This window comes from Gemmatimonadota bacterium (genome assembly GCA_009835325.1).
GTDB lineage: Bacteria > JAAXHH01 > JAAXHH01 > JAAXHH01 > JAAXHH01 > JAAXHH01.
Genome location: VXWP01000117.1, coordinates 38,466 through 61,000, shown reverse-complemented (window position 1 = coordinate 61,000; position 22,535 = coordinate 38,466). Strand labels below are relative to the sequence as shown.

Below are 22,535 nucleotides of genomic sequence, written 5' to 3'. Positions count from 1 at the left end.
CCTCTCACGCCTCCAGGACCGGGTTCGGATTGCGTATCCGCCCCAGGTACGTGGTGCGTGGCTTGGTGAGCAGGTCCGTCAGCATACCGTAGTTCAACGGACTGGCTTTCAGTCTGGAAACCTCGCTATCCGCGTCTTTCGTGTTCCCGAAGGTGATCGCCTGGGACGGACAGGCCTGCTGGCAGGCCGTCAGGATCTCGCCGTCGGCGATGTCGCGGTCTTCCTTCTTCGCCTCGATCCGGGCGACGTTGATGCGCTGGACGCAATAGGTGCACTTCTCCATGACCCCGCGGCTGCGCACCGTAACGTCCGGGTTACGTCCCAGCTGCAGGCTCGGCGTTTCGAAGTCGGAATACAAATAGAAGTTGAACCGCCGGACCTTGTAGGGACAGTTGTTGGAACAGTAGCGCGTGCCGACGCAGCGGTTGTAGACCATGTCGTTCAGGCCTTCCTTGCTGTGCACGGTAGCGCCGACGGGACAGACCAGTTCGCAGGGCGCGTTCTCGCACTGCATGCACGGCACGGGCTGGTGGAAAGTCTCCGGCGCGTCGAGGTCACCCCGGTAATAGCGGTCGATCCGGATCCAGTGCATCTCGCGGGCATTGGCCACTTCTTCCTTGCCCACGACGGAGATGTTGTTCTCCGACTGGCAGGCGATGGTGCACGTATTGCAGCCGTTGCACTTGTTCAGGTCGATGACCATGCCCCAGGCGTTGGGTCCGTCGTAGGCGTGATCGTCGGGATAGAGATTGCGCTTGGGATCGGGTTCCTCCCACATCTCCTGGATCACGTGGGGGTCGTCCTTGAAGGTCTCGATGTCGCTGGCGCGGATCAGGTTGCGGTCGCGGGACATGCTGCCCATGCCTTCGAGTTCCATGGCGTGGTGGTCCTGCGTGCTGTAGATGTCGAAGGTGTCCCCGGTCGGCGTAACCTGAAGTCCTCCGCCGAAATCCGGACTGGTGGAGGATCGGATCGAATAGGCGTCGAACCCCGCGTTCGTGCCCAGCTGGCCCGCGCGGCGGCGGCCGTATCCCAGATGCACCGTGACCGCCTCGTCCGGGTGTCCGGGCAGGATCCACACGGGGGCGTTCACCCTGCGGTCCCGATAAACCAGTTCGACCACGTCGGTGTTTTCGACTCCGAGCCGATTCGCCATGGCGGGACCCATCAGCGCGGCGTTGTCCCAGGTCAGCTTGGTCAGCGGCTTGGGCAGTTCCTGCAGCCAGCCGTTGTTGGCGTAGTACCCGTCCCATACGGTCGGGTCCGCCCGGAAAATGAGCTCCGTGCCGGCTTCCGGTCCCGATGCCTCGCCCACGGCCGCGGCAATGTCGCCGACCGACACGGCCTTCGGCGGCAGGGCGGATCCGGTGATGAACCCGTCGTGCACCGTGGTCTGCCAGAAGGTCTCGAAGGCCTGCGACCCGTGATAGCCCTGGGCCTGCCAGTGCTCGCGGACGATATCGTAACCCTTCTTCATGGCGTTGCCGTCCAGCGCAGCCACGATTTCGTGGGCGCTCCTGCCGCGGTACAGCGGGGCGATGAGCGGCTGTACGACGGTCAACGTGCCATCGTAGGACCGGGCGTCGCTCCATGCTTCCAGGTCATGAGCCATCGGGAGGTGCCAGTGGCATAGTTCCGCCGTCTCGTCGTGATACAGGCCGGCGTGCACGCGCATGGCCACGTTGTCCATGGCGGTCGTGAACGCGAGGTCCGCCGGCGTGCTGTAGACGGGGTTGGCGCCGATCATGACCAGCAGGTCGACCTCGCCGTTCCGCATGTCGTCGACCAGCGCGGTGATCGATTCGGTCTGGTTGACGGGAGACGCTTCAATGGACTCGGAATAGGTAACGGTGTTGCCCGTGTTGCCCAGCGCGTCGTTCATCGCGTGGACGAGGGCATGCACGGCGGGCGGCTGGTGATCGCCCGTGACCACGAGACAGGCGCCGGCGTGCGCGCGGAGATCGTCCACCACGGCGGATATCCAGCGCTGCGTGTCCTCGTCGCCTTCCGCGCCGGCAGAGACGGACACGCCCAGTCCCGCGGCGATCGACCGGGCGAGCCCTTCGATCTCGCCCGCGCGGCGGTTGAGCAGATGGTCGGCCTGGGCGCCGGTCAGCGAAGGCGTACTCTCGATGACGTAAAGCCGGTTCATATTGTCAGGGTCGTTCCCGTCCCGGCGGGAGGCGAAATCCCGGGCATACCGCACCGCGCCGGGACCGTCCGACAGGAAGTCTCCGTCGAGGGACAGGATCACGTCGGCCTTCTTGAGGTCGTAACGGGTGGAGACGATTTCGCCGAAGGCCAGTCGCGAACCTTCCCTGGCGTTGTCCAGGGTGACCGGATCGTACTGGTGCCAACGGGCGCCGGGGTACCGGGCCAGCAGGGCTTCCAGTTGCCCGTGCAGGCTCGGCGAAGTGACGGTACCTGTAAGTACACGTATGCCGCCGCCCTGTTTCTCCACCTGGTTGGACAGGGCTTCGTTCAGTTCGTTCAGGTAGGCGTCGTAAGTGGTGATGCGGCCCCGCCTGATCACCGACTGGGACCGGTCCGGGTCGTACATCGTCAGGACGGAGGCCTGGGCGAAAACGCCCGTCGATCCCAGGCTGGCGGGATGTTCCGGGTTGCCCTCCACCTTGGTGGGCCGGCCCATGTGGCTTTCCACCAGGATGCCGTTCGCCACCCCGTCGTGGACGTAGGCCGAGGCGTAGTACAGGGGCTTGCCCGGGACGATCTCTTCCGGGGGCAGCACGTAGGGGATGATCTTTTCGGACGGCTGGCGGGTACAGGCGGAGGCGGTGGCGCCGGCCAGGGCGATGGATGCGCCCATCAGCTTCAGGAACTTCCGCCGGCTGACCGGGTTCGCCTTGACCTCTTCCACGTGTTGCGGGAATTCCTTCTCCATGAACGACTGGAATTCCTCGGTCTCGGCCAGCTGATCCAGGCTGCGCCAGTATTCAGGCGCGCCATTCTTTTCCGATTTCATCGCTACCGCTTCCGTGATGTGCCGTTCAGAGGTCTGTTTCATGATCTGATGTCGTGGCTGTTCCTGCTACCGGTGACAGATGGAACAGTCTTCCAGCTGATCCTTGTTGACCCGGTAGCCCCGGATCAGTTGCGCGCCGAGGGCGCTCTGGTCCATGGGCGCCGAGTAGTCTGGCTGCGATTCGAACTTGTACACGTCCGCCCGTTCCCGGATGAAGTCCTCGGGGCCGCGGTGGCACTCGAGGCACCACATCATCTGCAACGATTCCTCCTGCCACATCAGGGCCATCTCGTTGACGGCGCCGTGGCAGGACTCGCAGCCGATGCCTTTGTTGATATGAATACTATGATCGAAATACACGTAGTCCGGCAGATCGTGCACCCGGGTCCATTCGAGCGACTCCCCGGTCGCGTAACTGGTCCGCACCGGTTCGAGCATAGGCGCGTCGGTCCACACCTGGGAGTGGCAGCTCATGCACGTCTTGGTCGCCGGCAGGCCCGCGAAGGCGCTCGTTTCCACCGATGCGTGGCAGTACCGGCAGTCGATGCCGAGTTGATTGACGTGGTGCCTGTGGCTGAAAGGAACGGGCTGGGGTCTTACCTGATGCTGCCGGGTAACATAGGAAGTCGAACCGAGGTAGAAAATGACGCCGAATGTGGTTGCCAGGAGAAGCGCCCCGCCGACGATGCTCGCCTTGAGCCACGTGTTCGCGGCGGGGGAGAAAATCTGTGGCATATGGACTCGTTCTGTCTTTCTCTGATGCGTTCTTCACCAAATGACCGGACTCTCGACAACAGTCTTGAACGATATACCGCGCAGCAATCAAAGTCAATATAAATCGGCAGTGCGAATCGTTTTTTTGACCGCCGGACCGAGGACCCGAAATCCGGGCATGTCGTCGCCCTGATGGCTACGCGCAATCGGTCGATGTTTTCGCCTTGCGGGGCGCGATTCTCGTCCGGCTGCCTTCCCCGGCCACAGGCCCGTCTGCCATCCCCGGACCCAGGCACTGGCCGGTTGACACGGAGGACGATACCGGGTAAATTGATATCAGGAAACCGTGATAGTAAACCAGACAGGTCTGTCCGGCAGTGGTACCCAGTTAAGGAGTAGCCCATGAACGAGCAGCAACCGTCGGAGAAGAGCATGCAGCGCATGCAAAAGTACTGTGACAAGTACTGGGAAAAGACGGGTACCTCGCCTCATCCGAACGCGGAAGTGACCGATTCCGTGGTCAAGGGTCTCGCCGCCCACGTGGACGAACTGGGCCGGCCCCTGTGCCCGTGCAATTTCTATCCCGACAAGAAGGCCGAACTGGAACGAAGCCGCGAGTGGGTCTGCGCCTGCGATGAGATGAAGATCTGGAAGTACTGCCACTGCCTGCTGTTCGTGACCCCCGAGGGCCTTCCGATTACCGAATACCTTCCCGAAGACCACGAAGGCCGGCAGATGTACGGCCTGGTCGAGGATCCGACGCCGGACAAGGGCAGGGAGGCGCGGCACCGCGCACCGGAGTGAGTCTCGACGAAGCTCGCCACCCTCGATCAGCTCGCCACCCTCGTTAAGACCCGCCACGCGGTCTGTTTCACCACGCGGTTTGCGCTATCATTTCACGACGTTTTGCGGCCGGCCCTCCAAAAAGGCGATGACGTTGTTCACCGCCCCCTCGTTGAGCAGTTCGACGCCCTCCGGGGTCATGTCCGCGCAGTGAGGGGTAAGGACGACCTGTTCCATCTCGAGCAGCGGATGGCCCGCGGGTAACGGCTCCTCCTCGAAGACGTCCAGAGCCGCGCCGCCCAGGTGACCCGATCGAAGCGCTGCCACCAGCGCGTCCGTATCCACCAGGCCCCCCCGGCCGCAGTTGATCAGCAACGCGCCCGGTTTCATGCTTGCCAGCGAATCCCGATTGATCATGTACCGGCTGTACTCCGTCAGCATGACGTGCAGCGACACCACGTCCGATTTCTCCAGCAATTCGTCGAGCTCCACGTAGGTCACCCCGATCTTCCGGGCCCTTTCATCCGACGGGTTGTACGTCCAGGCGATCACCTCCATGCCCACGCTTCCCGCCAGTCTCGCCATCTCCGATCCGATGGGACCAGTTCCGATCACGCCGAGGGTCTTCCCCTTGAGATAGTACGCGTCCAGCCGAGGCCACTGGCCGGCTTTCATGGCGCCTGTGAAGAACGCCGCCCTTTTCGCGAGGGCGAACATCAGGCCGAAGGCGTGCTCCGCGACGACCGGCGCCGTACGACCGGGCTGGTTGGAGATGACGATGCCGCATTCCCGCGCCGCTTCCAGATCGAAACAGTCGACGCCGATCGAACAGGTCGCGATCATGCGGAGATCGGGCAGCGCGCGGAGGACGTCCCCGGGCCACGTCACAAGCCCCCGGGAGTTGATCATTACCGCGGCGCCGCTGGCCCGTTCGATCTTCTCTTCCGCCGTTTCCGGCCGATCGGTGTGCAGGACGACCTCTCCATAGGCTTCCAGTCGTTCCAGGTGGGGCGATCCCTGCATCTGGGGTGGGTCGTCCCCGGGTATGACGATACGTAATCGGTCTGGCATGGTTCCCTCAATATTTGCGTGGATCGATACCGTGCGACGTTTGGCGACGTCAGTGCATTGCTTTTCATTTCCAGGCTGGTTGCCGTGTTGGAATGTACCAAGTGGAGATTAAATCGGAAAGCACGGAAATATTGAAACATCCTGCATCTGCATCCTTACATATGTATAATAGTCGAGGATCAGGTTGCATGTATGGAAAGGAATCGGAGTCGGTCCGTGGATTACGGTCCGGTATCAGGCTGTTTTTGGATGAGGAGCGTATGGTATGTCGGAATACGACAGGAAAGACGCCGGATTATACGACAGCTTTTCGACGGGACTCGAAGGCGACGAGGCATTCTACGTCGAGGAAGCCGCCGGGGCGGAAGGCCCCGTGCTGGAGATCGGTTGCGGAACGGGCCGGATCATGATCCCGATCGCCGAGTCGGGCGTGTCCATCGTGGGCCTGGACCGGGCTCCCGCGATGCTGGAGGTGGCGCGCCGCAAGATGGACGCGCTGCCGGACGAAACGAAACGACGCATGGAAATCGTCGAAGGCGATATGAGGACGTTCAGCCTGGAGCGGCGCTTTCCGCTGGCCATCATGCCGTACCGCGCGTTCCTTCACATGATGAGCGGCGAGGACCAGCGCCGGGCCCTGACTCGGATCCGCGAGCATCTGACGGACCGGGGACGGCTGGTTTTCAACGTGTTCGACCCCAGCATCGAGTTGATCGCGGCCTACATGAAACCGCCCAGGGGCACCCTCAATCACCTGGGTTCGTTCACCCATCCCGAGACGGGACGCCGCGTCCTGGTATCGGATACGCGACGGTACGATCCCCTGGATCAGACGCTGGAGGAACACCGGTTCTTCGAAGAAGTGGACGACGAGGGCCGGGTGATTGCGAAGACCACCACCCCATTGTATCTACGCTACGTCTATCGATTCGAAATGCAGTATCTTCTCGAACTGTGCGGCTACGAAATCGAGGCGATTTACGGGGACTTCCAGCGTGGTCCATTCAAGCATGGCAACGAACAGGTCTGGGTCGCCCGAAGGATCTGAAAGGACCAGAGAAAAGAGGACCAGAGGATTTGAGCCGGAATCCCATGCACGAGGCGAATCGCCGGGGCTGGGACGCCGTTTCCGCCCAGTGGCAGGCGGGAATAGACGCCAGGGTGGACTGGCGGAACATCCCGGGCAATATCCGCATCGCCCTGGACGACGTCGAGTTGAAATACCTCGGCGACGTGTCCGGCCGGTCAGCTTGCGTGCTGGGCAGTGGAGACAACCTGGTCGCCTTCGCCCTGGCCGCCGCCGGAGCCCGGGTCACCTCCGTGGATATCTCGCAGGCCCAGTTGGATATCGCCGCCGGTAGAGCGGAAGAACTCGGTCTAACGATCGTCTTTCACCGGGCGGACGTGACCGAGCTGGGAGGCCTTGGCGACCCGAGCGGTCCACGCGTCCCGGACGAACCGGGCGATCCGGCCGAACCGTCTGGCGGTGGGTTCGACATCGTGTATACGGGCGGCCACGTCGCCGTGTGGGTGTCCGACCTGAATCGTTACTATGGAGAAGCCATTCGGATACTCAAACCCGGCGGCCTCTTCATGGTCAACGAGTACCATCCCTTCCGCCGGATCTGGAAACATTCGGCTGGTCCGATGACGCAGGAATACCACTACTTCGACCACGGTCCCCTTACCTACGACCGGTCCGAGGATCTTTCAGGTTATCAGGGATCGCTCCCGAGTTACGAATTCCACTGGACGGTATCGGACATGGTCCGCGCCATGCTGGATGGCGGATGCGAACTCACGGCCATGAAGGAATACGGAGACGGGCGTCAGGACTGGGAGCGCGATGCGCCGTTGGAGAAACTGCCGGCGAACCTGCTCCTGGTGGGGCGGAAGAAACCGTGTTCACCTTGAGATAGAGCGGGCTATGAGACCGAGAGGATTGGGTGGCAGCAACGGCCGGACGGCTCACCAGGACCTGAGCACCTTCTTCAGCAGCTTGCCCCACACCCGGTCATAGGGATGGACAACCCGCACGCGCTCATCACCGCGGTACACGGGCTTCCCCTCATTGGCCCAAGCGAATATCGATCCTTCCAGGTTGTAGACCCTATCGAATCCCCTCTTCTGCAGGAAGCCGGCCATCTCCGACGACCGGTAGCCCACGGAACAGTAGAGCACGACGGGCTGATCCGAAGGAACGCCTTCAAGCACCTCAAGCGCCTCCTTCTCAGAAGCGGCAAGTACGGCTTCTTTCAAGTGGCTGACCTCGTATTCCTCCTTCTCCCGCACGTCCAGAAGCAGCGGACGCCCCATCTGCGCCTGCCCGGATTCATCCAGCCAGGTCTGCAGGCTGTCGGTGGAAAGCTGCGCGACCCCTGGGAACTTCGCACGGATCATCTTCAGTGTGGTCGACCAGAACACGGTGTTATCCTCTGTTTCTTCCTGTGCGGCAATGGCGGGTACGGAAAGGACGGCCATGGGAATAAACGCCGCGTAGACCGCGCAGAGCACGCATACGGCGCCGACGAGGCGAACCAGGCGGGCCAGGTGGACCCGGCCGACCGGACCGCCCGCGTGGCACACGAAGCGATAGACAAGGGGTTTCGACCCCGGTTGACCGCCACGACGCAATTTAACACTCCTCTCCGAGGACGATCAACTGCACGTTTCAGGCTTAATCAACTCAGGCTAAATCAAGTTTCGATTTTGAATCAGCCTAAAATCGACGAGTCGATTAAGCTACGGTTGCATACCATTCACGACACGCAGGAACGCTTCGATTTCCGCATTGGATCCGAGTCGTATAAAGGCGATGTGCCGCCATGCGGGATCCTGGATGCAGGCCTGCATGCGCCGGCGTTTCCGGCCCTGCTGGGTAACGATCCACCAGATCAGCGAGTCCTCCCGGTTCCACACTTTGAGTTGGGGCCAGAATCGCTCGTAATTGGTGCCCCAGAGCAACTCTTTCGAACGCCAGCGCTTCCACGACCGGACCAGCACGCGCCAGAGCAGCCGGTGCACGGGCAGGTCCAACCAGACGACCGTCTCCACGCGCGGCCAGAATACCCGCTGGGAGAAAGCCATGTAGGAGCCGGAGACGACCCATTCTTCCCCGGCCGTCGCGCCGTCGAGACGCCGGTCAAGTTCCCCGGGATCCGTATCCGCCAGGCCGACCCATCCGGTCTGCCAGTTAAGCGCGTCCAATTCGACCAGGGGGACGTCGAGCGCGGATGCCAGCTGGTTCGCCAGGGTGGATTTCCCGGAACAACTGTTCCCGGTGACGTGAATCCTGCGGCCAACGGGCTTGCCTCGGTAGGTTGCGACGGTGTTTACGTCCATGGCCGAACCGGAAATTGCGGATCAAAGAACGCCACTTCGCGCGGAGTGGCCTCCGGCAGTGTTGCGGACAGGCCTCCGGCGTCATCCAGGCCTTTGCCAGGCCGCCGAAAGCCAGAACGGCAGGGCCGCACGGGGATTCACCTTCCAGTCCACCAGCTGCTTGTCTTTGCCCGGACGATAGGAGGCCCCCTCCCAGGTATTCGAATCCTCCGCGGGACGTTCCAGGATACGCCGGAGGACCAGGCCGGCATCGGCCCCCGGATTCAGCAAGTCGGCCATCGTCCAGTTGAATTCGAACGTGCCCTCTTTCTCGTCCCGAAACGGTCCGGTTTGCCAGTAGGGCTTTTCGATTTCGATGGGCATGGTCCGATCTGCCCACGGTCTCTGGAACGGATGCACATCGTAGAAGACGTAGTACCCGCCCGGATTCAGTATGCGAAAGACCTCCTCGTAAACTGCGCGGAGATCCGCGATCCAGACGAAGAACCCGTTGGTCGAGCAGACCAGGTCGAACGAACGGTCCGCCATCGCGTGGAGATCCGTCGCGTCCGCCCGTACGAAGTCGATCGCCAGACCCAGCTGATCCGCCCGTGCGGAAGCGATCTCCAACTGGCGCTCGGAGATGTCGATGGAAGTGACCTTTGCCTTCATGCCAGAGAGGGCGAAAACGGCGTAATTGTCCCCGCTGCCGATGACGGCGACTTCTTTTCCTTCCATGCTTCCGGCAAGGGATCCGATCAACTCGTACGCACCGCCCGAAAATCCCAGTTCGGGTTCCTCCGGGCAGAGGCGCCACAGACCGTCCCGGTCCCGCATTTCGGCCCAGGACCCGGCGTTGTAGTCCCAGGATCGGCGATTGGCATCGTGCATCTCGTTGTAGTCCCAGGATCGGCGATTGGCATCGTGCATCTCCCCGGTCCGGCGGGTAGTTGTTGCGGTCATGGCGGCTGGCCTGATTATTAAGTCGTATATCCCGGTGTTGACACCCGGGCAAAGCGGAAACCGTTGTCGATCGGGTATCCGTCGATCTGGTATGCTTAATATAGGAAAGAATGCATCGAAGCCGCAAGCGTGCCGCACACGGTGCTTGTCCAAGTGGGTCACCAGCGAAAACCGGGGGTTTCAACCGGCCCGCGGATACTAAAAATAGCCTTGACAGTCACCGCGCGATCATGCCTTGTTAACAGGTACAATCGGTCTTTAGCACCATCCGGAGTCCGTGCTGCGGGGAGGTGTGGCACGGACCATACGACAACTTCCGTGGGAGGAAGTGACATGGCGAAGTACATGTACCGAACCAAGTACACGCAAGCGGGCCTGCAGGGACTGATCAGGGAGGGTGGTACTGGCCGGCGCGCGGCCCTTTCGCAGACGATCGAAGGGATGGGCGGCAGCCTGGAAGGATTCTATTACGCCATGGGAGACGACGATCTCATACTGATCGCCGAAATCCCCGATGAAGCGACCGCGACCGCGATTGCCCTCAACGTGGCCGCGGCGGGGGCGCTCGAAGTATCCACGACGGTGCTGATCTCACCCGAGACGATCGACGAAGCGGTGGGAAAGAGCGTGACCTACCGGTTGCCCGGAGCGTAAGCAAACAGGCCGGGTCGATGCACAGGCAAGCCGGCCAGGCCAGGTCAGCCGTGGCCAGGCCCGGTCGGTCGCGGCCAGGCCCTATCATCCGTACCTAAGCCCGATCCGTCGTGACTCTTTCCCGCAGAACCGCAGATTTAACTGTTGCCATTCTGTTTTAAGTTGTTATACTGATAAATAACCCCAAGCAGTATTAGGTAATCACCTTACGTAATACATCGTTGTCCTTCGCGATGACGGCCCTTGAAACCGGACGTGAGTGGCCTGTCATATACGCTGTTTTTACCGTTGTTCAAGTCTACAGAAAGAAACGCCTCCAAACCCAGCTCATCGTTACAGAAGGGAGTCGGTATGGCTAAATCTCTACGCATAATCCCTGAAAAATGCACCGGGTGCATGCAGTGCGAACTGGCATGTTCCTGGGTGCAGACCGGCATGTTTCAACCATCCCGGTCGCTGATCCGCGTGAACATTTTCGATGAGCAGGCCAGTTACGCGCCGTACACGTGTTTCCAGTGCGACGAAGCCTGGTGCATGACGGCTTGCCCCGTGAACGCCATCAGCATCGACGCGGATACCGGCGCCAAGGTCGTGGGCGATGCCAACTGCGTAGGTTGCGGGTTGTGCACCATCGCCTGTCCCTTCGGCACGGTGTTCTACAATCCCGACACGCAGAAGGCCTTCAAGTGCGATCTGTGCGACGGCAATCCGGCCTGCGCGGTCGCCTGCCCGACAGGCGCCATCGAATACACCGAGAGCGAGTCGGCCGACTGGCTGGGCGGATGGGCCGAGAAGGTAAACGAGTCCTACCTGACATCCATCGAGGGAGGGAACGCGGCATGAGCAACGGCGGATGGACAGGCACGATCCTGCGCATCGATCTGACCACCGGTCGGATCTCCAAAGAGCCCCTCAACATGGACTGGGCCAAGTCCTTCGTGGGCGGGCGCGGCCTCGCGGCCAGGTACCTCTATGAAGAAATGGACCCGGCGGCGGACGCGCTGGGCCCGGACAACAAGATGATTTTCGCGACCGGTCCCATGACCGGCACGAACGCCTCGACGAGTTCACGCTACATGGTGGTCACCAAGGGGGCGCTGACCAACGCCATCACCACGTCCAACTCGGGCGGCCACTGGGGACCGGAACTGAAGTTCGCCGGGTACGACATGCTGATCGTGGAAGGCCGGGCGCCGGTTCCGTCCTACATCTCCATCTGCGACAACGATGTCCGGATCTGCTCCGCCGAGCACCTGTGGGGCAAGACGGTTTGGGAGACGGATGATATCGTCCGGGAGGAGTCGGGGCAGCACGATACAGTCGTTACCTGTATTGGTCCGGCGGGCGAGAACCTCGTGCGTTTCGCCGCCATAGTCAATGACCGGCACCGGGCCGCCGGACGATCCGGCGTCGGCGCGGTCATGGGTTCAAAGAACCTCAAAGCCATTGCCGTACGCGGTACCGGGGGCGTGCCCATCGCCGACCCGCAGAAGTTCATGTCGGCCATGTGGGAGATGAAGAGCAAGCTGGTCGAGCATCCGGTAACGGGTGAGGGTCTGGCCGCATACGGCACCGCGGTGCTGGTCAACATCATCAACGAGAGCGGCGCACTGCCGACGAACAACCACCAGGTCTCGCAGCTCGAAGGCGCGGACAACATCAGCGGGGAGACCCTGGCCGATACGCGGCTGGTGGCCAACAAGGCCTGCTTCGGCTGCACGATCGCCTGCGGCAGGGTGTCTCAGCTGCCGGGCGAGGCGCAGGACAAGTTCACCGTGACCACCCGGCCCCACAACTGGAAGATCGCGGTGGAAGGACCGGAGTACGAGAACGCCTGGGCCATGGGCGCCGACTGCGGCATCAACGACCTGGACGCGCTCATCAAGGCGAACGCCATGTGCAACGAACTGGGCATGGACCCGATCTCCTTCGGGGCGACGCTGGCCGCGGCCATGGAGCTGTACGAAAGCGGCGCCGTGAGCGATGAGCAGACCGGCATGCCGCTGAACTTCGGGAGCGGTGATGCGCTCGTCGCCATGACGGAAAAGGCGGCCTACCGCGAAGGCTTCGGCGATGAACTGGCCGAGGGCTCCAAGCGCATGACCGCCAAGTTCAACCGGCCCGAGTTCTTCATGGGCGTGCGCGGCCAGGAATTCCCGGCCTACGACGCCCGGGCGATCCAGGGCATGGGCCTGGGCTACGCGACCTCGAACCGGGGCGCCTGCCACCTGAAGAGCTACACGGTCGCCCCCGAGATCCTGGGGATCCCGGAGAAGATGGATCCGGCCGTGACGGAAGGCAAGGCGGAGATCACCAAGATCTTCCAGGACGCCACTTGCACGGTGGACGCGTCGGGCCTCTGCCTGTTCCTCACCTTCGGCGTGGGCCTGGATGAGATACAGCCCCAGCTCGAGGCGGTGACCGGCATCTCCTACACGGTGCCCGAACTGCTTGAGGTCGGGGAGCGCGTCTGGAACATCGAGCGCATGTGGAACCAGCGGGCGGGCTTCACGGGCAAGGACGACACGCTGCCGAAGCGGCTGCTCGAAGAGCCGATCCCCGACGGGCCGACCAAGGGCGAAGTGAACCGACTCGGCGAGATGCTGCCGGAATACTACGAAATCCGCGGCTGGAACGCGGAAGGCGAACCCACTCAGGAGAAACTGGCGTCGCTGGGACTGGCGTAGCGCCCGATCCGGCTTTTGAACCAGGGTGATCCGCAGGGCGTGCTCCCGGGTCAGGTGACCGGGGCGCGGCCCCGCATCACCCGGCCTGAGCCGAGGAATGGAGTTTCTTCATGACACACGGGTGGGCCGGCCATATCCTGCGGGTGGACCTGTCGCGGGGCAAGGCGACCAAAGAGCCCCTGAGACTGGACTGGGCCGAGGAATACATCGGCGGCCGCGGACTGGCCGCCCGGTACCTCTACGAGGAGATGGATCCCTCGGTCGACGCCCTCGGTCCCGACAACAAGCTGATCATGGCCACCGGACCGCTTACGGGCACCAACGCCTCCTGCGGCGCCCGCTACATGGTGGTCACCAAGGGACCGCTCACCGGCGCAATCACCACGTCCAATTCGGGCGGACACTGGGGCCCGGAGCTCAAGTTCGCCGGCTACGACATGGTGATCGTGGAAGGCCGTGCGGACCGTCCGTGCTACCTCCTCGTCGACGATGACCGCGTCGAGATCCGCGACGCCGCCGGCGTGTGGGGCAAGGTGGTCTCGGAGACCGAGGACGCCATCCGAGAAGAGACCGGCATGCCCGAGTTACGGGTGGCCGGCATCGGACCGGCAGGCGAGAACCTGGTGCGGTTCGCGTGCATCGTCAACGACAAGCACCGGGCGGCCGGCCGTTCCGGCGTCGGTGCCGTCATGGGTTCCAAGAACCTGAAGGCGATCGCCGTCCGGGGCAACCAGGGCGTGCGGGTCGCACGGCCCCGGGATTACATGTCCGCCATCTGGTCCTACCACGAACATCTGGCGGAGAGTCCCGGTCGGCAGGGACTTACGGAATTGGGCACGGCGCCCACGGTCGACCTGGTCAACACCTTCGGCGGCCTGCCGACGCGCAATTTCACGGCCGGCCAGTTCGAAGGCACCGAGGCGATCAACGGGGAGAGCATCAAGGATAACTGGCTGATCGCCAACAAGGCCTGCTTCGCCTGCAACATCGCCTGCGGCCGCGTGACCCAGGTGTCCCCCAACGCCGACAAGTACATGGTCAACATGCATCCCCGCAACTGGAAGGTCGCCGGCGAGGGACCGGAGTACGAAAACCTCTGGTCGCTGGGGGCCGACTGCGGCGTGGACGACATGGACGCCATCGTCATGGCCAACTACCTGTGCAACGACCTGGGCATGGACCCCATTTCCATGGGCGCCACGCTGGCCACGGCCATGGAAATGTACGAGCGGGGCCTGCTGAGCGATGAGCAGACGGGCATGGCGCTACGGTTCGGAGACGGCAAGGCCCTGGTCGCCATGACGGAAGCCACGGGATTCCGGGAAGGCTTCGGCGACGAACTGGCCGAAGGCTCCAAGCGGATGACCGACAAGTTCGAGCATCCGGAGTACTTCATGGGCGTCAAGGGGCAGGAGTTCCCGGCCTATGATCCCCGGGGATTCCAGGGCATGGGCGTGGCCTATGCCACCTGCAACCGCGGTGCCTGTCACCTGAGGGCCTGGACGCCCGGCATCGAAACCAGCGGCGAGTACGATCCCCACGGTACCGACGGGAAGTCGGTCTGGGTGGCCGAGGAGCAGAACCGGACCACGGCACATGACGCCACGGGCATCTGCATGTTCACCACGGCGGGCGCGCCCCTGGACGACCTGATCCCCGTGCTGTCCGCGGCCACCGGCGTGGAATACACCATGGACGACTTCGTGCATATCGGCGAACGGATCTGGAACATCGAACGGCTGTGGAACCTGAAGGCCGGTCTCACCGCGGCCGATGACACGTTGCCGAAAAGACTGATGGAAGAAGCCCACAAGGAAGGGCCTTCGGCGGGGGTGACCGTCGATCTCGACGCCATGCTGCCGGACTACTACGCGGCCCGGGGCTGGACGGCGGACGGACAGCCCACCAGGGAAAAACTGATGGAACTGGGGCTCGCGTGACGAAACCCGAACACGGATGACCACCAAACCACGGATGATCTGTACTTTGTTTTCAGGTACTTTCTTTAGAAGGAGCGGATTATGGCGACAGAACACGTGATTATAGGCGGCGGACCGGGCGGGATGAATGCCATCGAAACGATCCGCGGTTACGACGCGGACGCGTCCATCACCCTGATCTCCGACGAACCGGCCTACTCCCGCATGGCCCTGCCCTACTATATCTCGGGGAACATCCCGGTCGATCAGGTTAATACCGGGGACGACGACTATTTCGGCAGGCTGGGGGTGAAGACCCGCTTCGGGGTCAGCGTCTCCGAGGTGAATCCCCACGCGAGCATGCTCACGCTCAGCGACGGATCCATGGTGCCCTTCGACAACCTGCTGATCGCTACGGGATCATCCGCTCAGAAGCTGAACATACCCGGCGCGGACGGCGACGGCGTCCATAATCTCTGGACCGTGGCCGACGCGGAAAAGACCGTGGCAGCCCTGGGAAGCGATGCCGAGGTGGCCTTCATCGGGGCCGGGTTCATCGGATTCATCATCCTCAACGCGATGCACAAGCGCGGCGCCCGTCTGAAGGTGATCGAACTGGAAGACCAGGTGCTGCCTCGCATGCTGGACGCCCAGGGCGCTTCCCTGGTGGGTTCCTGGCTCGAGTCCCAGGGCGTCGAAGTCCACACAGGCGTGAGCGTGCAGGCCATCGATCACGGCCACGACGGCGTGAAGACCCTGGAGCTTTCCGATGGCTCGTCCACCCGGGCGGACGTGGTCATCGTCGCCACGGGGATCAAGGCCAATATCGGCTTTCTCGATGGATCGGGCATCGAGACCAATCAGGGCGTCCTGGTCAACAACCGGTGCCAGTCCAACGTGGCCAACGTGTATGCGGCGGGTGACGTGGCCGAAGGACCGGACCTGTCCACCGGAAGCCAGGCGGTGCACGCCATTCAGCCCACCGCCGTCGACCACGGCCGGATCGCGGGCGCGAACATGGCCGGCCAGGACGTGGAGTATCCCGGCAGCCTGCTGATGAACATCCTGGACGTGTGCGGCCTGCAGTGCGCCAGTTTCGGCGACTGGTCCGGCGACGGCGACGTCACCGAGGTCATAAACGCCAATCGTCCGGTCTACCGGAAGCTGATCTGGGACGGTTCCACGATCACCGGCGCCATCATGCTCGGACCTGCCGACGACGTGGCCATGTTGAACGACATGGGGATGATCAAGGGACTGATCCAGGCCAAGACGGACTTGGGCGCGTGGAAGCAGCACATCCAGGCGAACCCTACGGACATCCGGCGGCCCTACGTGGCCACGAAGACCGCGGAGAAAATGCTGGCCCTTACCTCGCTCGGCAAGCCGTCCGAGCACCGGTCATACCAGCATGCGCAGGATGCCGGCAAGGACCGCAGCGCGCACCAGGTCTTCGTCGATTCCACGGGATAAGAAGGGTCAATTTCCAAACAGGAAACGCACGTTCAGTGTCAGGGACCAGTGGTTCGTGGCACTGAACGTGTTTTTGTTTGTAAGCGAAGGATCCGTATCGAAGTGGGGATGGTACTCGTACGTCCCGATGTGTTCGACGTCGTCCACCCTCGAATAGGCCGCTTTAAGGCCGACTGCGGCACGGTCGTTCAAGCCGTAGTCGGCGCCCGCGTACACATGCCCCGCGAATACCGTATCGGATAACCTGGTATCCTGCTTGCTGTTGTAGAAGGACAGCGGGGGATCGTAGATCGTTCCCTCTCCGGATGGATCGCTGTATTCGATTGAAAAGAAGATCCTGGTCAGTTCTACGAACGCAATGCCGGTTCCCACCCCCACGTAAGGCGTGATCCTGCTCGGACCGAAGGGAAGATCGTAGTAGGCATTCAGGGTCACAGTTCTCGTCACGAGGTCTTCAAAGAAATTCATGCTGGTAGCCTGAACAAGTCCCAGACCGAGGAAGGAACTGGCGCCCGCCGAGCTGCCGTCGAGGTAAGTTATCTCCAGGGGCGGGCCCTGATCGACCTTGTTTTTCCGATGCGCGTACGCGACCTCGATACGGGTGCGGTCGAACACCCGACCGACGGCCGCATCGAAACCGATACCCCGGTCGGCGGACGGGTCGTAACGCCACCGGTAGCCGGGAATGTCCCGCAGAATCATATCGAAGCAGGCGCTGGTGGGATAACACGTGGACTCCGTGTTCGAGCCCGACTGGTCCAGGCCGTATGCGAAATTACCACCGAGTCCGCCTGAGACGTACCAGCCGGAATCCCTCCGATCCTGTGCCGCCGCTTCGCCGTGCGCGGCGAGGAGCAGGCAGATCGAAAGCGCGAAAGCCACGGTAATTTGTCTCTGTAAATTCATAATAAACCGTTCATTCCGGGTTGTCTTCATTAATAAGAAGGCAGGTCATAAACGGCAAGGATATAGTTCCCTGAACCTGACTGTTAGTTGCTAAGGGATAATTGCCGGTGTCCGTACGGATGGAGTCGGCCTACAGGTTGAACAGGTAGGAGACCTTGGCCACGATCTGCTGGTCCCGCAGCCTTAGCGGCGTCCGTTCGTAGACCCCGAAGCTTCCGTCGGTATCGAGGTCGTCGTCACGGAACTGGTTGAAGGCCAGGAAGAACGAGTGGCCGAAGGGCGACCGGTAGGCGAGAAGGAGATTCATCGTTACCGTATTCGTGTGGAAGTCGTCGATCTCCCGTTGCCGGTCCGCGTTGAACTGGATGAAGGAGGAGAACGAAAGGTTCGGCGTGAATGCGTAACTCATCCGGACGCTCGGTATGAGCTGGGTACGATGATCGTATTCGTCGTCCTCCAGCCCCTCTCGATTGCCCCGGTCGACCTGGCTGCGGGTGATGCCCGGTTCCAGTGCGAAACGGGGATTCGGCTTTAGGGACAGTTCGCTCGAAATACTGAGCAGATCGGCACCGTAGAATCGACCGAACCGGACATTGCCCTGTAAGGAGACTTTCCGGCCGCTGTCGGTAAAGAGGAACATGTTTGCCTGGTTGTAGGAATAGGATCCCTCGGGGAAATGCACACCGGCGATACGCGTCGTTTTGCTCAGTGTATCGAATCGCATGTCGTACGAGGCGGAAATCCACAGACCCCGCTCCAGTTCCAGGAACACGTTGGGCTGGAAGGACCAGGAATCGGCATCGGAGAAGCCCGTGTCCTTCCGGGTCACGTAATTACTCCGAAAGCCCCCGCTGATGCGACGTATGCCGAACCGGCGCAGAAAAGTGTTGGCCGTAAGTCCACCCCCGACCCTTTGCAGGCCTTCGTCCCGTACCAGCCCGGTCTGGCTGATGAAGTCCTCCCCGATATCCAGGAAGGAAACGCCGTACATCAGCCAACGATTCTGCCACCGTTCGATAACCCGGAAGGTCCAGTCCTGGTTGCTGGTGCTCACCGTATCCGTCCAGCTCTTGGCGAAGGTGATCTGTCCCCGGTGATTGGTCGCCTGTGAGGCCAGGTTCAGGTCGAACCCCAACACCCTGTTGTAGTCCGATTCCGCGTACCGTGGCAGGGCCATTCCGACACGGTCGTCGAACCGGGGATTCGGTTCCTTGAAGGTGGCCAGCATGCCCACGCTGGACCGTGATCCAAAGTCTTGCCGTACTCGCAAAGCCTGCCAGTTGGTCAGCGGTTCCGTCTTCTCCTCTCCGTCGTCGTCGTACCGGGTCTCCCGGGTCTGGACGTTCAGGAACCCTACGGTCGTGTGACCGAACTTGCCGGTAAGGCGCATCCCGAGGTCGATGGGAACGGTCTGTCCGTCCGGCAACTGCCGGCCAACGCGCCGGCTGAAGAAGAGCTGGGGCGTCAGGTCGCCAAAGTTGCGCTGAGGTCCGCGGCGCTGCGGCCGCTCGTTCAAGGTGAAGATATCGCTGCGTTCCAGGAAGAAGGGCCGCTTTTCGGTGAACTGGAATTCGAAGCGGGAAAGGTTCACGACCTCATCGTCCGCTTCCACCTGGGCGAAATCGGGGTTGACCGTGGCGTTCAGCGTCATCCCGGAAGTAACGCTGACCTTCAGGTCGCCGCCCAGTTTCCGCTGCATGTCGTTGTCGAGGGCCGTCGCCGCGATGGGCTGGACGGGCGACGGGGCGGATTCAGTGAACCGGGAAGACTGGCCGCCGAGTACGGTGAAGGGCGTCGCCTGCACCCGCCCGCCCGGCGTGATGTCGGACAGGGCCGTCAGCCGGCCGCCCTTGCCGAAGCGATAGAGCGCCTGGTCACCGTCCCTCAGGCTCAGTGGAACCCAGAACGATTCCTCCCGGGTGCGCTGAATGCGGCGTCCGAAGTTAATGCCCCACGTCTGATCGCGGCGTCGCGGAAACCTGAGGGTATGGAAGGGGATCACGTACTCGGCCGACCATCCGTAATCATAGATCTGGCTGGCCGCGTTCCACAGCCCGTTCCAGTCACGGTCGGAGTTATTGCCTTCGGCGCTGACGAAGGAGTCGGACCGGGCGCCGTTGGGATTGGTCTGGAATTCGAAGGCTTCGCGGTAGTGGTCGAGCGATGCGATGACGACCGTGACCATGTCGTTCGACCAGCTCATTCTCGTATCGCGTTGCATGTCCGGCGCCATGATCTGCTCCGGATTCGGGTCGAAGCAGACGAATCCCACGTACAGGTTCTTGTCGTCGTACATTACACGGACTTCGGTGGGATAAGTGGCCGGTGCGCCCTCAACCGGCTCGAGCTGGAAGAAATCTTTGGCGACATCCGCCTGCTGCCATTCGGCTTCGTCCAGATGGCCGTCCACCTGGATGGCAGCATTAACCCGTCTGGCCTCCAGCATATAGTCCTCGGGATCCAGGGTCCTATAGTCGAAGGGCGACTTGGATACGGGAAGAGGAACGCTGAACGGTCGAGGATTCGATGTCCTTTCGATTTCCCCCGTCATGGCCACTACGGATTCCGTCATGTCCGTTTCGGTCGCGGTCCGATCCTGGGGCGATTGCGCCCCCGTGATGCCTGGGAGGAACAGCAGACAGGCCAAGATGAAACAAGTGCCGCCGGTTTTGCGGACGGGTGGGAATATTGGCATTAATTCCTCCAGCATCGGACAACAGGTTACAATCAGCAGTCACGTCACTTACGATGGGCACAGTCTTATATTCTACAACTTACATCCGTCGCTTCTTCAAGTGATACGCCAGATATCAAGTGATACGCCAGATATCGAGGCGGGCGGAATATAGCCGCCCACTTCCGATTTGTCCAGTTCAGCATCCGGTGTGCTAGGACACCCTCCATCGTTCCCACCCGGTGTGCTCGTGTTTCGAGCCGAAGACGCCTGGGTGGATAATCTCTGCCAGAATCTCTGCCGATTCAACCAGGCGCGGTCCGGGACGGTTAAAGAACTGGTTGCCGTCGGTAAAGAATACCTGCCCCTTCTGTACGGCATGCAGGTTTTGCCATGGCGATTGACGTGTGAGCGAAGGCGACTCGATTCGCGAACGGTGCATATCGAAACCGCAGGGCATCAGGATGATGATGTCGGGCTGGGTTTCGACCATGTCTTCCCACGCGAGGTACGGTGAATGTTCCCCATTCGAGGTATAGATGTTATGGCCACCGGCGATTTCCACCAGTTCGGGAATCCAGTTTCCCGCGGCCATCAGTGGATCGAACCACTCGATGCAGGCCACTCGCGGGGTGTTTTCCGTTCTCCGGGCGCGGTCGGCTATCGTGCGCAACCGTTCGTTCAGCTGATCTACCAGAACGCTACTTTCGTCCTCCTTGCCCAGTGCGGAGCCCACCTTTTCTATGTCGTGCCACACTTCGTCCAGCGTATTCGGTTGCAATGACAGGATCTTCGGCCTGGAACGTACCAGTTGGAAGGCCGCTTCCTGGACATCCCGGAGACTGACGGCGCAGACTTCGCAATGGGATTGCGTCACCAGCAGATCCGGAGCCAGCTCATCGAGCTGATCGGCGTCTAACCGATATACCGAGGTTGCTTCCTGCAGGATGGCTTTGACCCGCTGGTCGATCTGGTACGAGGTGCCGTCCGGATCGAATTTCGGAGAGGTACAAATGGGCAGCCGGGCGACATCGGGAGGATAGTCGCATTCGTGAGAACGGCCAACGAGGCGCTCGGCGCAGCCTAAGGCGCAGATGATCTCGGTACTACTGGGCAGAAGTGAAATGATGCGGTTCATCGATAGTGCCTCCATCCAAAGCCGGAAGTAACCCCATACCGGAATATGCGCGTCCCCACGGTTGCTTGCAACGGGAAGATAGGTAATACCAGGGCTGCCAAGTTTGTCGTATCGGCCGCGCCAGTTTGCCCTTGCACTTTTATCACGCTGATGCCATCATCTAACCACGCCCGGGCGACCGTACGGTACCGGGCTTTGCCAGCGCGCCACATCGCGCGTGCGCCACATCGCGCGTGCGCCATATCAGGCATGAAATCGGTGATCGGAAGGGTATAGCGATGCTGATCAACCTGGAAGAAATCGAACAGGCGAGAAAGGAACTTCCGCCGGAGGTCGTATATACGCCCGTCCTGCATTCAGGTACGATTTCCGATCAGACCGGCGCGGACGTCTGGATGAAGGCGGAAAACCTGCAGGTGACGGGGTCTTACAAGACGCGCGCGGCCTATACCATCCTGAACCGCCTTACCGCGGACCAGAAGAGGAAGGGCGCCGCGATCTCATCCTCCGGTAATTTCGCGACGGCGTTCGCCTACATGGGCACGCTGCTCGGGATTCCGACGGCGATCGTGATGATGGAAAAGACCTCGTCCTACAAGGTGCGGCGCACGATGGACTACGGCGCCGAAGCGGTGCTGTGCGAAAACCGCAACCAGGCAAGGTGGGACACGCTGGACCGGCTGGGCAGGGAACGGGGCATCACCGCGATCAACACCTGGGAAGACGCGAACGTCGTTCGGGGCCATGGCAGCATCGGCGCCGAGATCATGGAACAGGCTTCGGATCTTGACGCCGTGATCGTCCCCGTGAGCAGCGGGGGCCTGATCGGCGGCGTTGCCACGGCCGTGAAAACGTTGAACCCCGCGGTGAAGGTGATCGGGGTACAACCCGAAGGGTCGCAGGCGGTTTACCGGTCTTTTATGAAGAAGGAGATCTGCGAGGTGCCGGAACCGGACACGGTATGCGATTCACTCGTGGCGCCCCGCCCCGGGGACCTTACCTTCGAGCACGTAATGGCCTACGTGGACGAGATGGTCCTGGTATCGGATGAACAGGCGATCGACGCGGTGAAGTACCTGATCGGGACGACGAAACTTGTAGTCGAGCCGGGAGGCGCGGTCGGCGTCGCCGCCCTGCTGAACGGCATCGTATCTCTGGAGGGCAAAAAGGTCGTGGCGCTGCTCAGCGGCGGGAACATCATGCCCGAGCAACTCGCGGGGTATCTGGGCGCGGCCTGATGGCGCGGCCT

At 61.8% G+C, this 22,535-nt stretch carries 18 protein-coding genes; 9 read left to right on the top strand and 9 right to left on the bottom strand.

Going from position 1 to position 22,535, the window contains the following annotated elements; translation table 11 throughout:
- Nucleotides 1–4 precede the first annotated feature (4 nt).
- On the bottom strand, nucleotides 5–2,983 hold the full coding sequence (locus tag F4Z81_15545) for a 4Fe-4S dicluster domain-containing protein (protein MXW06463.1): 2,979 nt from the start codon (nucleotides 2,981–2,983) through the stop codon (nucleotides 5–7).
- A gap of 66 nt (nucleotides 2,984–3,049) precedes the next feature.
- Nucleotides 3,050–3,718 (bottom strand): cytochrome c3 family protein, encoded by a 669-nt coding sequence (locus tag F4Z81_15540; protein MXW06462.1) that lies wholly within the window; start codon nucleotides 3,716–3,718, stop codon nucleotides 3,050–3,052.
- 381 nt (nucleotides 3,719–4,099) lie between these two features.
- Here F4Z81_15540 and F4Z81_15535 point away from each other — a divergent pair, with 381 nt between their 5' ends.
- The gene (locus F4Z81_15535; GenBank protein MXW06461.1) at nucleotides 4,100–4,501 is read left to right on the top strand and encodes a ferredoxin:thioredoxin reductase; all 402 of its coding nucleotides are present in this window, start codon (nucleotides 4,100–4,102) and stop codon (nucleotides 4,499–4,501) included.
- 87 nt (nucleotides 4,502–4,588) lie between these two features.
- On the opposite strand, the gene F4Z81_15530 is transcribed toward F4Z81_15535, so the two are convergent.
- The gene (locus F4Z81_15530) at nucleotides 4,589–5,551 is read right to left on the bottom strand and encodes a phosphoglycerate dehydrogenase (GenBank protein MXW06460.1); all 963 of its coding nucleotides are present in this window, start codon (nucleotides 5,549–5,551) and stop codon (nucleotides 4,589–4,591) included.
- A gap of 265 nt (nucleotides 5,552–5,816) precedes the next feature.
- On the opposite strand from F4Z81_15530, the gene F4Z81_15525 reads away from it, so the two are divergent.
- A complete protein-coding gene (locus F4Z81_15525; protein MXW06459.1) occupies nucleotides 5,817–6,599 on the top strand; it encodes a class I SAM-dependent methyltransferase in 783 nt (260 codons plus the stop codon).
- 44 nt (nucleotides 6,600–6,643) lie between these two features.
- The gene (locus F4Z81_15520; protein ID MXW06458.1) at nucleotides 6,644–7,465 is read left to right on the top strand and encodes a class I SAM-dependent methyltransferase; all 822 of its coding nucleotides are present in this window, start codon (nucleotides 6,644–6,646) and stop codon (nucleotides 7,463–7,465) included.
- Between the two features lie 54 nt (nucleotides 7,466–7,519).
- Here F4Z81_15520 and F4Z81_15515 read toward each other — a convergent pair whose 3' ends face one another.
- From F4Z81_15515 to F4Z81_15505, 3 genes are all read right to left on the bottom strand, one after another.
- Nucleotides 7,520–8,185, bottom strand: coding sequence for a rhodanese-like domain-containing protein (locus F4Z81_15515; GenBank protein MXW06457.1), 666 nt, complete (start codon nucleotides 8,183–8,185; stop codon nucleotides 7,520–7,522).
- Nucleotides 8,186–8,293: 108 nt separating this feature from the next.
- On the bottom strand, nucleotides 8,294–8,893 hold the full coding sequence (locus F4Z81_15510) for an adenylate kinase (GenBank protein MXW06456.1): 600 nt from the start codon (nucleotides 8,891–8,893) through the stop codon (nucleotides 8,294–8,296).
- Nucleotides 8,894–8,974: 81 nt separating this feature from the next.
- Nucleotides 8,975–9,835 carry a class I SAM-dependent methyltransferase gene (locus F4Z81_15505; GenBank protein MXW06455.1) on the bottom strand — a complete coding sequence of 287 codons (861 nt, stop codon included), beginning with the start codon at nucleotides 9,833–9,835 and terminating at the stop codon, nucleotides 8,975–8,977.
- Nucleotides 9,836–10,168: 333 nt separating this feature from the next.
- On the opposite strand from F4Z81_15505, the gene F4Z81_15500 reads away from it, so the two are divergent.
- The 5 genes from F4Z81_15500 to F4Z81_15480 all read left to right on the top strand — a co-directional run bounded on the left by F4Z81_15500 (nucleotide 10,169) and on the right by F4Z81_15480 (nucleotide 16,568).
- Nucleotides 10,169–10,489 carry a GYD domain-containing protein gene (locus tag F4Z81_15500; protein MXW06454.1) on the top strand — a complete coding sequence of 107 codons (321 nt, stop codon included), beginning with the start codon at nucleotides 10,169–10,171 and terminating at the stop codon, nucleotides 10,487–10,489.
- A gap of 351 nt (nucleotides 10,490–10,840) precedes the next feature.
- The gene (locus F4Z81_15495) at nucleotides 10,841–11,332 is read left to right on the top strand and encodes a 4Fe-4S dicluster domain-containing protein (GenBank protein ID MXW06453.1); all 492 of its coding nucleotides are present in this window, start codon (nucleotides 10,841–10,843) and stop codon (nucleotides 11,330–11,332) included.
- Nucleotides 11,329–13,176: an aldehyde ferredoxin oxidoreductase family protein gene (locus tag F4Z81_15490; protein MXW06452.1), complete on the top strand. Its 1,848-nt coding sequence runs from the start codon at nucleotides 11,329–11,331 to the stop codon at nucleotides 13,174–13,176. The genes F4Z81_15495 and F4Z81_15490 overlap by 4 nt, the downstream gene beginning before the upstream one ends.
- 110 nt (nucleotides 13,177–13,286) lie before the next feature.
- Nucleotides 13,287–15,116, top strand: coding sequence for an aldehyde ferredoxin oxidoreductase family protein (locus F4Z81_15485; protein ID MXW06451.1), 1,830 nt, complete (start codon nucleotides 13,287–13,289; stop codon nucleotides 15,114–15,116).
- An 81-nt stretch (nucleotides 15,117–15,197) separates the two neighbouring features.
- A complete protein-coding gene (locus F4Z81_15480) occupies nucleotides 15,198–16,568 on the top strand; it encodes an NAD(P)/FAD-dependent oxidoreductase (GenBank protein ID MXW06450.1) in 1,371 nt (456 codons plus the stop codon).
- A 6-nt stretch (nucleotides 16,569–16,574) separates the two neighbouring features.
- On the opposite strand, the gene F4Z81_15475 is transcribed toward F4Z81_15480, so the two are convergent.
- The 3 genes from F4Z81_15475 to F4Z81_15465 form a co-directional block, all read right to left on the bottom strand.
- Entirely contained in the window at nucleotides 16,575–17,504 is a 930-nt protein-coding gene (locus tag F4Z81_15475) for an outer membrane beta-barrel protein (protein MXW06449.1), read from the bottom strand.
- A 100-nt stretch (nucleotides 17,505–17,604) separates the two neighbouring features.
- Complete coding sequence (locus tag F4Z81_15470) at nucleotides 17,605–20,184, bottom strand: carbohydrate binding family 9 domain-containing protein (GenBank protein ID MXW06448.1); 2,580 nt, start codon at nucleotides 20,182–20,184, stop codon at nucleotides 17,605–17,607.
- Nucleotides 20,185–20,362: 178 nt separating this feature from the next.
- A complete protein-coding gene (locus tag F4Z81_15465; protein ID MXW06447.1) occupies nucleotides 20,363–21,301 on the bottom strand; it encodes a cobalamin-binding protein in 939 nt (312 codons plus the stop codon).
- A gap of 263 nt (nucleotides 21,302–21,564) precedes the next feature.
- Here F4Z81_15465 and F4Z81_15460 point away from each other — a divergent pair, with 263 nt between their 5' ends.
- Nucleotides 21,565–22,524, top strand: coding sequence for a threonine/serine dehydratase (locus tag F4Z81_15460; GenBank protein MXW06446.1), 960 nt, complete (start codon nucleotides 21,565–21,567; stop codon nucleotides 22,522–22,524).
- The last annotated feature ends 11 nt before the right edge of the window (nucleotides 22,525–22,535 follow it).